General features: G+C 34.7%; 16 protein-coding genes. 7 read left to right on the top strand and 9 right to left on the bottom strand.

Features of this window, described 5'->3' with window-relative positions; all coding sequences use genetic code 11:
- Window positions 1-4 precede the first annotated feature (4 nt).
- Together BWZ20_RS05950 and BWZ20_RS05945 are read left to right on the top strand one after the other, a co-directional pair.
- Window positions 5-235, top strand: a complete 231-nt coding sequence (locus tag BWZ20_RS05950) for a hypothetical protein (RefSeq protein ID WP_076617655.1) — start codon at window positions 5-7, stop codon at window positions 233-235.
- Between the two features lie 29 nt (window positions 236-264).
- A complete protein-coding gene (locus BWZ20_RS05945) occupies window positions 265-906 on the top strand; it encodes an O-methyltransferase (RefSeq protein ID WP_076617652.1) in 642 nt (213 codons plus the stop codon).
- Between the two features lie 55 nt (window positions 907-961).
- Here BWZ20_RS05945 and BWZ20_RS05940 read toward each other — a convergent pair whose 3' ends face one another.
- From BWZ20_RS05940 to BWZ20_RS05915, 6 genes are all read right to left on the bottom strand, one after another.
- Window positions 962-2,464, bottom strand: a complete 1,503-nt coding sequence (locus BWZ20_RS05940; protein ID WP_076617649.1) for a S8 family peptidase — start codon at window positions 2,462-2,464, stop codon at window positions 962-964.
- A 116-nt stretch (window positions 2,465-2,580) separates the two neighbouring features.
- Window positions 2,581-2,871 carry a twin-arginine translocase TatA/TatE family subunit gene (locus tag BWZ20_RS05935; protein ID WP_076617647.1) on the bottom strand — a complete coding sequence of 97 codons (291 nt, stop codon included), beginning with the start codon at window positions 2,869-2,871 and terminating at the stop codon, window positions 2,581-2,583.
- Window positions 2,872-2,948: 77 nt separating this feature from the next.
- Complete coding sequence (locus BWZ20_RS05930; protein ID WP_076617644.1) at window positions 2,949-5,246, bottom strand: M1 family metallopeptidase; 2,298 nt, start codon at window positions 5,244-5,246, stop codon at window positions 2,949-2,951.
- 63 nt (window positions 5,247-5,309) lie between these two features.
- Window positions 5,310-5,816 (bottom strand): DUF6702 family protein, encoded by a 507-nt coding sequence (locus BWZ20_RS05925; protein ID WP_076617642.1) that lies wholly within the window; start codon window positions 5,814-5,816, stop codon window positions 5,310-5,312.
- 47 nt (window positions 5,817-5,863) lie between these two features.
- Window positions 5,864-6,661 (bottom strand): carboxypeptidase-like regulatory domain-containing protein, encoded by a 798-nt coding sequence (locus BWZ20_RS05920; protein ID WP_083677162.1) that lies wholly within the window; start codon window positions 6,659-6,661, stop codon window positions 5,864-5,866.
- The gene (locus BWZ20_RS05915) at window positions 6,648-7,463 is read right to left on the bottom strand and encodes a carboxypeptidase-like regulatory domain-containing protein (RefSeq protein ID WP_076617637.1); all 816 of its coding nucleotides are present in this window, start codon (window positions 7,461-7,463) and stop codon (window positions 6,648-6,650) included. Before BWZ20_RS05915 ends, BWZ20_RS05920 begins: the two co-directional genes overlap by 14 nt.
- 119 nt (window positions 7,464-7,582) lie before the next feature.
- Here BWZ20_RS05915 and pepE point away from each other — a divergent pair, with 119 nt between their 5' ends.
- Window positions 7,583-8,290: a dipeptidase PepE gene (pepE, locus tag BWZ20_RS05910; RefSeq protein ID WP_076617635.1), complete on the top strand. Its 708-nt coding sequence runs from the start codon at window positions 7,583-7,585 to the stop codon at window positions 8,288-8,290.
- 1 nt (window position 8,291) lies between these two features.
- On the opposite strand, the gene BWZ20_RS05905 is transcribed toward pepE, so the two are convergent.
- Entirely contained in the window at window positions 8,292-8,717 is a 426-nt protein-coding gene (locus BWZ20_RS05905) for a GNAT family N-acetyltransferase (RefSeq protein ID WP_076617631.1), read from the bottom strand.
- 113 nt (window positions 8,718-8,830) lie between these two features.
- Here BWZ20_RS05905 and BWZ20_RS05900 point away from each other — a divergent pair, with 113 nt between their 5' ends.
- On the top strand, window positions 8,831-9,598 hold the full coding sequence (locus BWZ20_RS05900) for a M48 family metalloprotease (protein ID WP_076617628.1): 768 nt from the start codon (window positions 8,831-8,833) through the stop codon (window positions 9,596-9,598).
- Window positions 9,599-9,641: 43 nt separating this feature from the next.
- On the opposite strand, the gene BWZ20_RS05895 is transcribed toward BWZ20_RS05900, so the two are convergent.
- Window positions 9,642-10,037, bottom strand: coding sequence for an ankyrin repeat domain-containing protein (locus BWZ20_RS05895; protein ID WP_076617625.1), 396 nt, complete (start codon window positions 10,035-10,037; stop codon window positions 9,642-9,644).
- Between the two features lie 264 nt (window positions 10,038-10,301).
- Between BWZ20_RS05895 and gpmI the strand changes: the two genes are divergently transcribed.
- Window positions 10,302-11,816: a 2,3-bisphosphoglycerate-independent phosphoglycerate mutase gene (gene gpmI / locus BWZ20_RS05890; protein WP_076617623.1), complete on the top strand. Its 1,515-nt coding sequence runs from the start codon at window positions 10,302-10,304 to the stop codon at window positions 11,814-11,816.
- Window positions 11,817-11,859: 43 nt separating this feature from the next.
- On the top strand, window positions 11,860-12,270 hold the full coding sequence (locus tag BWZ20_RS05885) for a BT0820 family HAD-type phosphatase (RefSeq protein ID WP_076617620.1): 411 nt from the start codon (window positions 11,860-11,862) through the stop codon (window positions 12,268-12,270).
- A 7-nt stretch (window positions 12,271-12,277) separates the two neighbouring features.
- Here BWZ20_RS05885 and BWZ20_RS05880 read toward each other — a convergent pair whose 3' ends face one another.
- On the bottom strand, window positions 12,278-13,543 hold the full coding sequence (locus tag BWZ20_RS05880; protein ID WP_076617616.1) for an acetyl-CoA hydrolase/transferase family protein: 1,266 nt from the start codon (window positions 13,541-13,543) through the stop codon (window positions 12,278-12,280).
- A gap of 123 nt (window positions 13,544-13,666) precedes the next feature.
- On the opposite strand from BWZ20_RS05880, the gene map reads away from it, so the two are divergent.
- On the top strand, window positions 13,667-14,485 hold the full coding sequence (gene map / locus BWZ20_RS05875) for a type I methionyl aminopeptidase (RefSeq protein ID WP_076617614.1): 819 nt from the start codon (window positions 13,667-13,669) through the stop codon (window positions 14,483-14,485).
- Window position 14,486: the final 1 nt, after the last annotated feature.

The following is a 14,486-nucleotide window of genomic DNA, read 5'->3' as shown; positions in this document are numbered from 1 at the left end:
TATTATGAGAAAAATCGGTCTATATGCGATTGTAATAGGACTTGCTTTAATTATCTTACCTTATTTTGGTTTAACCCTTAGATTATTTGGAATGATTGATGAATTGGGGGAAACACCAGCTTGGGCTATAAAAATAGGCTTAGTAGTTATTGGTGCTGCATTATTCTTTTTAGGTAAGCCAGAGGCTGAAGAGGTAGAATTAGAACTTCCTGAAGAGCCAGAAAAAGCTGAATAAATTAATATTTATTTTAAAATTATTTTGATATGTATTTTTTGCCAGAGGCTTTAGACAATTACGTTGTTTCACATTCTGAGCAAGAGCCAGAGTTATTACAACAGTTAACACGAGAAACATATCAAAAAATTTTACAACCTATCATGCTCAGTGGTCCTTACCAGGGTAGAGTGCTGAGTATGATTTCTAAGTTGGTAAATCCTAAATCTATTTTAGAACTAGGAACATTTACAGGCTATGCTACCTTATGCTTAGCCGAAGGATTGCAAAGTGATGGTGTTATTCATACCGTTGATATAAATGAAGAACTTCACGATTTTCAAAGAAAGTATTTTGATAAATCTGATTATGGCCATCAAATTATTCAGCATACTGGAAATGCGTTAGATGTCATTCCTGAATTAGATCTAACTTTTGATTTAATTTTTATCGATGCAGACAAGCCTAATTATTCTAATTATTTTCATGCTGTAATTGACAGGTTGAATTCGGGAGGCATTATACTTTCTGATAATGTCTTATGGCACGGAAAAGTGGTTGAACCTTTAAATGATAAAGATGTATCTACAAAAGCTGTTTTGGATTATAATACACTTTTAAAGGAAGATAGTAGGATTGAAACAGTATTGTTGCCCATACGAGACGGACTAACAATCAGTAGGAAGAAATAAAAAAAGAGCTTAGCTTTAATTTGCAAAGCTCTTTTTAGTTAATGATTGGTTATTGTTATTGTACAGCTTGTAAGGCATCTATATTACCGTAACCAAAACTACCATTCTTGTAAGGATAAAATTCTGCAGATTGCTTTAATCTGTTGATTACCTGAGTCCTAGACCAACTAGGATATTTAGACCAAATTAAGGCTGCTATACCTGCTGTTGTTGCAGTAGCAACTGACGAGCCACCCGTATACCTTCTTTGTCCTGTGTTAAATCCTAAAACTGGTGGAGCTTTACTTGTGTTGTTATCACCTTCCATAATGATTGTAAAATCTATTTTGCTTCCACTATGACATGTATTGCATCGTTCATAGCTAGAGCCATCATTCACACCTGTAACTGCAACAGTTTCGCTCATAGTTGCAGGAAAAATTACTCCAAAACCATTGGTGAAACTCGTTGAGGTTCCGCCGGCCGCAAAGATTAATTTTCCTTTACTGTGAGCATACCTTACAGCGTCTTTAATATTGCCTATAGACCAAATATAGCCTATAGACATTGAGATAATTTTAACATCGTTTCTGTTTCCTAGCTGTGTTAAAGCCATAGATACTCCCTTGCGCTCGTGGTAATCGTTTAATAATACATCTTCTGTTGCTCTGTAAGCTACAAGGTTAGCATTGTAAGCCACACCAACAGGCATGCCATCATTGTTTCTGGGTGCAGCCATAGCAGAAGCCATAGCGGTACCATGTCCGCATTTGTCATGTGGGCCATCATAATTGTTGCTCCACCACCACCAAGAGTCAATAAATGTTCCGTATTTCTGTATAAATCTACCCGTAGAAGCACCATCATTAAATCCTGATGAGTTTAATAAATATTGTGAAGCAGAAACACCAGTATCTATAAGGCCTATTGTTACACCAGAGCCAGTACTGTGATTCCAAGCTTGAGGAATATTATGCTCATTAAAATGCCAAGAAATTTGCGCATTGTTTGGACTGGTAGTTGTGTAGTGAGTAGGATTTATACTGTCTGGATTTTTATCGCAGCCAGAATTACTTTTCTCTATAGCAGCGGTGTATTGATTATAGCCATTTGGTTCTAAGTAGCGCACGTATTTGCTTTTTCTAAGCTCAATTATGGTTTCAATTTTTGTAATTTCTACATCAAATACGGTAATAATTTCGTGTTCTACTAACCTTAATTTTCTGTTATCGATAGCTTCATTTTTAAGAATAATATCAATCAAAGTAGTTTTTTTGGATTCTAAATTAGCATCTTTTGTTTCACTAAAACTTTGACCTGGATTTCCATAGCCTATAGTTAATACGTTCTGTCCATGTACAACGGCACTCCATAAAAAATATTCGTCTACGGCATTCCAATCAAAATCACCTGTGTTTTCTAAAGTTTCTGAAATTCTCGAATTAATTTGTTCAATGGTAAGTGGGTTTTCAGGAAATTGAACTGTTTCTGGTTGGGTTTCAACATTCGTATCATCTTTAGAACATGATACTAACACTATTGCAGCTAGTAGAAATAGTTTGAAAAAACTTTTTTTCATTTAATATGATTTAGGTGGTTAGTAATTGTCTAAATATATTAAATTATTCTTCTAAAAACACATAAAATATTAGGGATGTGGTAAAAAATTAATATAAAAATATATAATATTTCATCTTACATGTTTCGCTTTACTGAGCCTGTAAAATTCTCAAGATCATCTTTGACCTTATTAATTTGTTGTTGAATTTCTTTGGTCGTATCGGTATCTACAATATTGCTGTCCTTGGCACTTTTTGTAACCTCATGCTTTATATCGTTGGTAGCATCTCTTAATGTTCGCATACCTTTGCCCAGCCCTCTAGCAATTTCGGGCAGCTTATCTGCGCCAAATACCAATACCACTATAAATAGTATAAAGACTATCTCGGTGCCACCGATAAATAATAATGTTGTTGTTTGTATCACGATACAAATATAAAGTGACTTTGTGTAATAAAAAAGCCGACTCGTTAAAGTCGGCTTAATTTTAGAATTAATTTTTCTTAATCCTTAATTTTGTTTTTAAACTTATCAAAATCACTTTCTTTAGTTTCTCTTGGCCAAGAGTTGTTAGAAGTATCAATATCTGCGGTTTCTAGCTCTGGATCTACAGTTATGGCAACAATCTCCTTATCTGTTGCAATAGCTCTACTTACTTCATTATCATTTAATCTCCAAATCTGAGCAGGATAGGTAATTTTTTCTTTGGACCCATCGGCATATTGATATTCTACAATTAGTGGCATTACGAGACCACCAGGTTTATCGAATGTTACTTGATAGAAATACTTTGGTGATTTCTTCATGTTTTTTTGCTCCTCTGGTGTAAAATTGTCCATTATGTATTCTTTAACTGTTGGGAGGTCTTCTATGGATTGCCCATTTTTTACAGCGTCTTCGTAACCTTCATCGCCTTCACCAATAAAATAGACTAGTGCGTTTGGGTCTATATTATAACGTTCTGCAAGCTGTTTGCCTTCCTTATTTGGATTGTTTGTAACAGCATACTTTTTTACGTCCTTAATGCCAATGTCAGTATAGTCTGTAGTGTAGAACCAGCCTCTCCAAAACCAATCTAAATCTACGGCTGATGCATCTTCCATAGTTCTAAAAAAATCTTCGGGTGTTGGGTGTTTAAATTTCCAGCGTCTTGCATATTCTCTAAAGGAATAATCAAATAATTCACGTCCCATAATGGTTTCACGAAGAATATTTAATCCTGTTGCTGGTTTACTATAAGCGTTACTTCCAAATTGGTAAGTATTTAAACCCTTAGTCATAATAGGCGCAATAAAATCTTGATCACCTCCCATATATCTCACAATATTTTTAGCAGGTCCTCTGCGAGATGGATACTTATCGTGACCTGGTGACAGGGCCTTTGGATTCCATTCTCCAAAATCTTGTTCTGCTACGTACTGAACAAATGTATTTAAACCCTCGTCCATCCATGTCCATTGACGCTCGTCGCTGTTAACGATCATAGGGAAAAAGTTATGACCTACTTCATGGATAATTACACTAATCATACCATATTTAGTTCTGTCTGAGTAGTTTCCATTCTCATCAGGGCGACCAAAATTGTAGCAAATCATTGGGTATTCCATTCCCATTGGTGCATGGACTGAGATTGCTTTGTGGTAAGGATAATCAAAGGTCATGCGAGAGTAAGATTTTAATGTGCTAGCTACAGTTCTAGTAGACCACTGTTCCCAAAGGGGATTACCTTCTTTAGAATATAAAGAAACAGCCATAACGTCTTTGTTACCTATTTTAACAGCCATCATATCCCAAATAAATTTACGGGAAGTTGCAAAACCAAAGTCTCTAACCATTTGTGCAGAGAGTTTCCACGTCTTTTTCTTATTGCTTTTTGTTTTTTCAGTTTTTCGAGCTTCTTCTTCGGTTACTATCATTACAGGCTTGTCAAAAGATTTTTTGGCTTTGTTGTAACGGTTCATCATCTCTTTTGAAAACACTTCTTCTCTGTTGGTTAAATACCCTGTTCCGTCTAAGATATGGTCTGCAGGTACTGTAATGTTTACATCAAAATCACCAAAAGGCAGCGCAAACTCGTCGCGTCCCCAAAATTGAGAGTTTTGCCAACCTTCTACATCATTATAAACAGCCATACGAGGATAAAACTGAGCCATGACGTAGATTCTGTTGTCGTTTTCTTCAAAATATTCGTAACCAGAGCGCCCACCATCTTTTACATGGTCGTTAATGTTGTACCACCATTTTATTTTAAATGAAAACTGATCTCCGGTTTTCATAGGTTTTGGTAATTCTACACGCATCATGGTACGGTTAATGGTGTGAGGTAGATCTTTATCGTTAGTATCTTTTACGTATTCAATATTAAAACCTCCGTCAAAACGCTCCTTTAAATAAGTACTCGTGGCTCTAGAAGCTGAAGTTGCAGGACCAATGCCAGAACTATTTATTAAAGGTGTTTTAGAGTCCTTAGCTCTCATGTTTTGATCTAATTGCACCCATAAGTAAGTAAGCTCGTCTGGTGAGTTGTTAGTATAAGTGATAGTCTCTTTACCGTATAGTTTAGCATTGACATCATCGATTTCTATGTCCATTTTGTAGTCTGCTTGTTGTTGGTAATAAGCAGGGCCAGGTGCTCCAGAACCTGTTCTAAACATGTTTGGAGTTGCAAATTCATCGTATAGTTGTTTGAATTTGTTTTGGTTGGTGTGTCCAGGTTTGCGCTCTGGCTTAATGTCGTTTTGTGCATAAGCACCAGCACAAACAAAAAGCATTGCACTAAATACGTACTTAAAAAGTTTCATTAGAATTAGTGTTATTTAAAAATGATGTCGAAAATAGAAAAATAACGTGTTTTAACAGAATTTTTAGTTAAAGTTTAACATGCACTCATCATTTTCTGGTATAAGTAAGAAACTTTTATTTCTGTCTAATAGTTTTAATCTTACTATGTTTTGTTGTTCAGGTAGAATATCAAAAAGTGTACGGTTGGTAACGCGAATAGATTTGATGGATTTTATATTTTCAATTTCAAGATAACAATATGTAATATCTTCTTTATATTCTTTACCTATAAAGCTAAAATTATAGGCTTTACCATTTATGGAAATTTTGAGTTTGTCTTCTAGGTACCGTTTCATGTATTCTTCAACTATTTCTGGTTCATCATCTTCTGCAAGCGTAATAGTTTCGTCATAGCGTTGGCGTATTAAACTTTCAAAATCATCTATAAATATTTGACTAATGATTTGAAGGGATTGTTGTGCTTTGGCATACTCTATATTGGTAACGCTAACATAGTACTCGTGTTTAGTATTGCTAGAGGTTAGTGCTATGCCAACCAATAGGGAGAAAATAAGGTGTATTGATTTCATAAATAAGGTTCTGATTTTTTTTCATCAAACCAAAAAGTATTCCAAAATTAGTTATTAGTGGTACTATCTAGGTTTTCTCGGTAAGCTTTTAATTTTTGTTGTAAAAATTCTAACAGTTTAATATCATTGTCTTCTTGGCATAAATTTAAAAAGTTTTTATCCTCTTGGGAAAACAAAAAATATTCGTCTCTTAAGTTTTTGGCTAGTGTGTCTTTTTCAAAAATTATCGATTCATAATAAACTCTTAGTTTGTTAATGCATTTATCTCTGTCGTCCAGTTCAACAATATTTTTTAGTTTTTTTGTTCTTCCACTTATTTTGTTAAGGAGTTTGTGGAAGTTAACACCAAAACCAAGACCTAAATGTCCCCAAGAACCACCATCGGCATCATGAAGTTTTTTTTCGTTTTGGGTAAGAGGTAGTTTGGTATTGCCTGGTATGCCTAGGTCATAAAAGTTAATTTCTGTTTTTGCATCCGAGTTTTCGAGATCAGATTGCAAACTCCCTGTAAGTATTTTGCCAACTACGACTTTGTCTAAGGCGCTAACTTTTTCTTCGAGTTTAATTTTAATGGATTTAGATTTTTCATCTTCAGATGTAACAATAAGTGTTCTCTCCTGATAAATTAAGCTCGAAATAAATAAAGTGTCTTTGGCCTTAGCGGCAATAGAAAATTCTCCTTTTTCGTCTGAGATTGCATATTTTGAAGCTGTTTTATTTTGTATATGAATGCCTTCTACATCGTCATTGGCAATTAACGTACCCTTAATTTCTGTGCGCTGGGCTTGCAACAAAAAAACGCATGCTAATGCTACAAGACTACAAAATAGTTTAGTCTTTTTCACTTGTTTGTTTAAGGAAAGATTTACTTAATTGTGTAATACGTTCTAAAAATTGCATTTCTTTATCCTTTGCCAGTAATGCTTCATCAACTCCTTCTTTTTCTACGTAATCTATAAAGGCGCCTACTTGTTGTAACGGAATATTAAAATTGGTGTGGATGTAGTTAATGCTGTAATTATCTAGAGTTTCCTTAAATGGTGTTTTATTAATTGCTTTTTCAGCACCTGTTTCATCCTCTTTTTCAATATCTACGACTTGGCTTACTATAAACCCAGCAAGATTTACAATATTGAGCATATTGTCAACTCGAGGATTATTTTCGTTAAAGGCTACGTTTTCAGCTTCCGTTTTGTAGTCTGGTGAAAACTCAAAATCCTCAAGATGGTCTAGACCAAAGTAGACGTAATCTAAGCTTACGTTATAAGTTCTTACGTTTTCTAAATCAGTGTTGATATTACCAGTTAGTCCAAAAGGAAGAATAACCACTTCGTCTAATTTGTTGACTTCTTCTACAAGTATAACAGTTAGCTTTTTTGATTTAATGATATCTTTAGTGATGGTAACGGTAAAATCTTTAAATTGTAGTGCGCTGATTTCTAAAATATCGTTTAAGGCAACGTTAATTTGAAAGTCGCCGTTCTCGTCTGTAACTGTACCTTTGTTTGATGATGAATTATAGACTGTAACACCTTCTTTGTCCTCACTGGCTACTGAAATTCTTCCATTTACAGTGGTTCTTTCTATCTCTTGCCCAAATATTGTAAATGATAAAAGCGTACTTATTAGGAATATAGTGTATTTCATGTTGGTTTTATTGATATATAAATTTCGTGCTTATTCGTCAATTTTCATAAAAAAAGCTTAATAAATCTTTGTTAAAGTATATTTGGCTGAATTTACCTTCTAAATCTTAACTTTGTACTATGAAATCAATGATTATAGCAAGCACATCAACATTACATGGTAGCGGACCTTTAGAGTACCTTTTAGACGAATTAAAAATTCATTTTAAATCTGCCAACGAAATTTTATTTATCCCTTACGCAAGACCAGGTGGTATATCGCATGATGAATACACAGCTAAGGTTGCTGAGCCTTTTAAATTAATTGGCAAGACTTTAAGAGGTCTACATACCTTTAACAATCCCAAAAAAGCCATTAAAGACGCTCAAGGCATTTTTACAGGAGGTGGAAACACGTTTGTTTTGGTACATAAGCTTTATAAGAACGATATACTGACCATTATAAAAGAAGCTGTAAATGAAGGAACACCTTATTTAGGTACAAGTGCAGGAAGTAATATTTGCGGGCTTACCATGAACACTACCAACGATATGCCAATAGTGTATCCTCCAAGTTTTAAAACTTTAGGGTTGGTGCCTTTTAACATTAATCCGCACTATCTAGATCCTAATCCGAATAGCACACATATGGGCGAGACTAGAGAAACCCGTATTAAAGAGTTTCAAGTTTTCAATACGCAGCCAGTTATTGGCCTTAGAGAGGGGAGTTGGGTTGAGGTTAGAGGAGAAAGGTTAACACTTAAAGGAAGCTTAGATGCAAGAATTTTTGAATACGGTAAAGTGCCTTATGAAATCTCAACAGACTCTGATTTAGGGTTTTTAAAATAACCTATATCTTTTTTACAAAATGGTAACCTAATATTTTAAAACCTTCGTTGTAATAAAATTTATGAGATGGGTAATTTTGAACATACGTGTTTAATTCTAAAGATTCATAGCCTTTTGTTTTACAGTACTTCTGAATCCAATTCATAAACAACTTGCCTAATCCTTTTTTTCTATACTTAGGCGTAATGTAAACATGGTCTATCTCTACAGATTTTCCTGAATAATGTCTTGTGCAAAACCAAAGACCTGTTACGCCAATAATTTTACCTTCTGATAAAATGATAGCACATTCATAATTCTGGTTCTTCATCTCATTAAACCGCGCTATAAGAACTGATTTGCTTATTTTACCTTGGTTAAGATCAAATACCAAAGGTACTATAGAGTCTAACTCAGAACTATCTAGGATTTTAAAACTGTATGTCATTTCAATTTTTTTCTAGTGTAAAATTAAGGTTTTTGAAAATTTGAAATTCTGGATAATGACTTTTAAAGAAATATGTGTCAAACTTTTGTAAATTTAGCACTTAGACAATTAAAATGAGAAGACGTAATTTTAAAGTCAGAATAATTATTGCATTAGCTGTAGTGGCATTTGCGTTTATAAGAAACTGGAGTCAGCGAGAAACTAATCCTTACACAGGGCGAGTACAGGCTATTTCATTATCTCCCGACCAAGAAATAGCCATTGGGTTACAAAGTGCACCAGGTATGGCTAAACAACATGGCGGTTTACATTCAAATAATCAATATCAAGCCTTGGTTGATAATGTTGGTAATAAGCTTGTAAATAGTAGTGTGGCAAAAGATACACCGTACAAATACGAGTTTCACTTACTAGCAGATGAGAGCACTATAAATGCTTTTGCCTTGCCTGGAGGGCAAATTTTTATTACTTATGCCTTGTTTTCTAAACTAGAAAACCAAGATCAGTTAGCTGGTGTTCTAGGCCATGAGATAGGCCACGTGTTAGGTAAACACTCTAACGAACGTATTACCGATTCAAAAAAATGGCAAACCATTGTTATGGGCGCAGGTGCAATTGATATGGGAAGTGTAGCACAGCAAATTGGGCAAGGCGAACTGTTAAAAAATGGTAGAGATGACGAATTAGAAAGTGATGAGTTAGGCGTTAAATTTATGATTGATGCTGGTTATAACCCGGAAGAATTGATAGGTGTAATGAAAATATTAAAAGCGGCTGCTGGTCCTAATCGCGTTCCGGAGTTTCAAAGCACACATCCAGATCCAGAAAATCGGATCGAAAAAATTAGAGAGGCTATTAAAAAATACAAAAGTGCGTCTTAACAACTAAGACACACTTTTAATTAACTAACTCAAATAATTGTCCTTAATTAGACACTTTCTTTTTAAAACGTTTTAAAAACTGTTCTGCTTCTGTAGCTTTAGACAGTTCTGCATGATTAAGTGCGGTATAGCCCAAGTCGCAAGATTTGTGTACATCGGCACCTGCCTTTAATAATACTTTAATTATCTCTACTCTATTATATTTTGCAGCGTAGTGTATAGGACTCATACCATTAGACTTGGCGTTAACGTCGGCTCCTTGTTCTATTAATGTTTTTGCAAGGTCAATATTTCCTGTTGCAACAGCCTTACACAGAGGACTCACCTCGTAAGTTTTAATCGTTATTTCCTTGGTTGAAGTCAAAGAATTACTCGTTGCATTTAAACTTGTGATCGAAAAGCCTATGGCTAAGGCTAAAAATACTGCTGTTTTTTTCATGATGAAAGATTTAAAAATTTAATTGATTTGTTTTTTGATTATACTAAAGAGACGATATATTTTTCTTTATGTTACAATCAAAAATTTTAAATAACATACATTTAACGTTTTGAAAACAAATCTGTTAAGGCTTTCATAAAAACATGCAATAGTATAACAATCAGTATTCTATAGTTTTAAAATTAAATAACATTTAAAATTTTTTGAATACAGATTTTTAGTCTTATACTATATCTTATATTTGAAATTAATAAACTTAACAACATGAATAAGAAAGTCATTTTAATGATATTAGACGGTTGGGGAAAATCGCCAGATCCAGAGGTTTCTGCCATAGATAACGCAAAGACTTTTTTTATAGATTCGTTATACGAAAACTATCCTAATGCAAGCTTGCGTACCGATGGTTTGCATGTAGGTTTGCCAGAGGGGCAGATGGGCAATAGCGAAGTAGGACATATGAATCTTGGAGCTGGTAGAATTGTATATCAGGATTTAGTAAAGATAAACCTTGCAGTAAAAAACAAAACACTTCAGGAAGAACAGGTTCTAAAAGACGCTTTTAATTACGCTAAAGCTAAGGGAAAAGATCTTCACCTATTAGGTCTGGTAAGCGATGGTGGTGTGCACTCTCATATAAATCATCTGTTTGGACTACTAGATGCCGCGAAAGAAAATGACCTAGAAAATGTTTATGTACACGCTTTTACAGATGGTAGAGACGTAGATCCTAAATCTGGTTATGGTTTTATATCAGAACTAGAAGATCATTTCGCTAAGACTACAGGAAAGTTAGCAACAGTTACTGGGCGTTATTATGCCATGGATAGAGATAAACGTTGGGAGCGTGTTAAAATAGCTTATGATGCCATAGTACATGGACAAGGAACCCAAACAACTAATGTTTTAAAGTCTATTCAACAAAGCTATGAAGAAAATGTTACAGATGAGTTTATTAAACCACTTGTAGTTAATAAAAATGATGAGCCTGTTGCAACGATAAAAGAAGGAGATGTTGTCATTTTCTTCAATTTTAGAACAGATCGCGGACGTCAACTAACACAAGCACTATCTCAAGAAGATTTCCATGAGTATAATATGCACAAGATGAATTTGCACTATGTAACCATGACTAATTACGACGACAACTTTAAAGGCATAAACGTTGTATTTAATAAAGATAATCTAGCAGATACCTTAGGAGAGGTTTTAGAAAAACACGGCAAAAAACAAATTAGAATTGCCGAAACCGAAAAATATCCTCATGTTACGTTTTTCTTTTCCGGAGGACGAGAAGAACCTTATGATGGTGAAACAAGAATTTTAAGAAATTCACCAAAAGTTGCAACTTACGATCTTAAGCCAGAAATGAGTGCGTACGAATTGCGAGATGCACTAGTGCCAGAACTTAAAAAAGCAGAAGTAGATTTTGTATGTCTTAACTTTGCCAATGGAGATATGGTAGGTCATACTGGTGTTATGGATGCTGCAATTAAAGCTTGCGAAGCTGTAGATGAGTGTGTAAAGGACGTAGTAACCACAGCATTAGAAAATGATTATACCACTATTTTAATTGCAGATCATGGTAATTGCGAAACCATGTTAAACCCTGATGGAACGCCGCATACAGCGCATACTACCAATCCAGTACCAATAATCTTAATCGATAAAGAGCTAAAAGACATTAAAGACGGTATTTTAGGCGATATTGCACCAACTATTTTAAAGTTGTTGGGTGTAGAACAACCAAAAGCCATGACACAACATAGTCTTGTATAAATGGCACATTGTTGTAACTTTGTCGCCTAATTGATTTGATGGCATGAATTTTCAGGATAGATTAATAATAGCAGTAGATTTTGATGGTACCATAGTAGAAGATGCCTATCCAAAAATAGGAAAAACAAGAATCTTCGCTTTTGAAACTCTAAAACGCCTTCAGCAAGATGGTCATAGATTAATACTATGGACCTACAGAAATGGTACGAAGCTACAAGAAGCTGTAGATTTTTGTAAAGATAATGGTATAGAATTCTATGCTGTTAATGCAAGTTTTCCTGAAGAAAAATTTGATTACAGCAGAAGCCGCAAGATCCATGCAGATTTATTCATCGATGACAGAAACATTGGAGGTATATTAGGTTGGGGAGAAATCTACCAAATGATCACCAATGAAGAGCCAAACATTAAACAATCTAAAAATAAAGGAGGCATTTTTAGATGGTTTAAATAAATGTGGTTTACATCAATTCAAAATATGCTTTATCGATTTCCTCTCTGTGCATAGGATGTGCAATATCTACTAATGCCTTTACGCGCTGTTTAATTGTTTTTCCAAATAGATTTGCAATACCATATTCTGTCACTACATAATGTACATGTGCCCTTGTAGTAACAACACCAGCACCAGGTTTTAATGTAGGTACAATTCTACTTACGCCTTTGCGAGTTACAGATGGTAGAGCAATAATAGCTTTTCCACCATCACTAAGAGATGCGCCTCTTATAAAATCCATTTGACCACCAACACCAGAATACATTTTAGAGCCAATAGAATCTGCACAAACTTGTCCTGTAACATCAACTTCAATTGCAGAGTTTATAGCTACCATTTTAGGATTTTGCTTTATGTAAGAGGTATTGTTGGTGTAGTTAGAGGCTCTCATTTCTACAAAAGGATTGTCATCAACATAATCATATAAACGTTTAGAGCCCATTAAAAACGTTGTCAGGGCACGTCCTCTATTTATCTTTTTGTAATTACCATTAATAACATCGCTTAAGATTAAATCTATTACTCCATCAGAAAACATTTCTGTATGAAGCCCTAGATCTTTGTGGTTTGTTAATCTTGTTAATACTGCGTTTGGAATATTTCCAATGCCCATTTGAAGCGTACTTCTGTCTTCAATTAAACTTGCCACATAGTCGCCTATTTTACTCTCAATTTTAGAGGGCTCAGAGGCATGCATTGTTGGTATCTCGTCATCGCATTCTACAAAATAATCTATTTCAGTATAGTGTATAATACCTGCACCATGGGTTCTGGGCATATTTTTGTTGACCTGTGCAATTACAGTAGTAGCGTTATCTATAGCTGCCAATGTAGCTTCGACCGAAACACCTAATGATAAATAACCATGCTTATCTGGTTCAGAAACATGTATTAATACAACATCAAGATCTATAATGTTTTTTTGAAATAAACGAGGTAGTTCACTCAAAAATACAGGTGTATAAGACCCATTGCCAGCATGTAGTGTATGTCTTACGTTTTTACCTAAAAAGAACGAATTAACATGAAAGCTATCTCTTAGCTCTGGGTTAGCATAAGGTGCTTCACCTTCGATATGTAAATGGCAAACCTCTACATTGCGAAGTTCTTCATGCCTTGCAGTCATGGCATTTATTAATTTTTGAGGAACAGCTGCCGCTGCTTGTATATATACTCTTTGATTAGATTTGATAACTTTTACGGCCTCTTCTGCACTTACTGTTTTAAACATTTTTTAAATTTTAGGTTACAAACTTACTATTCAAAATATAGAAAAAAACTGTCTTTTATCATATTTTTCAAAAATTATTAAATCGTTATAAATACCTATCTTTGCACACTAATTTACAGTCCTATGATTATAGTAAAAACCAGAGAAGAAATTGAGTTAATGCGTCAAAGTGCACTTATTGTATCCAAAACTTTAGGCATGTTGGCTAAGGAGATAAAAGAAGGTGTTACAACTAATTACTTAGATACAATTGCCGAAGACTTTATAAGAGATCATGGTGCTCTACCAGGTTTTAAAGGATTGTATGATTGCCCCTCAACATTATTATGTAGTGTTAATGAAGCAGTAGTTCATGGATTACCAACAGACATACCTTTAAAAAACGGTGATATTGTATCTGTAGATTGTGGCGCACTAATGAATGGTTTTTATGGAGATCATGCTTACACATTTGAGATTGGCGAGGTTGCTGAAGACACCAAAAAATTAATTAAAACCACCAAGGCGTCTTTATACGTAGGTATAGAGCAATTGATATTAGGAAATCGTGTTGGAGATGTTGGCTATGCCATACAGCAGTATTGCGAGGCCGAAGGCTATGGTGTTGTAAGAGAACTTGTTGGCCATGGTATTGGTCGCAAAATGCATGAAGACCCTGAGATGCCAAATTATGGCAGAAGAGGCCGAGGCAAGAAGTTTGTAGAAGGTATGGTTGTAGCTATAGAGCCCATGATTAATATGGGCACTCATAAAGTAAAACAGTTAAAAGATGGTTGGACTATTGTAACACAAGATGGCAAACCAAGTGTACATTTTGAACATGATGTAGCAATTGTAGACGGTAAACCTGAGATTTTATCCACGTTTGCATACGTGCATGAAGCATTAGGGATTACATCCGATGAGGAACATCGATTTAGACAAAACGCTATCATATTTTAAA

The organism is Winogradskyella sp. J14-2, assembly GCF_001971725.1.
Classification (GTDB): Bacteria; Bacteroidota; Bacteroidia; order Flavobacteriales; family Flavobacteriaceae; genus Winogradskyella.
Note: the sequence above shows the minus strand (reverse complement) of the source record. Positions and strands in the feature narration are given on the sequence as shown.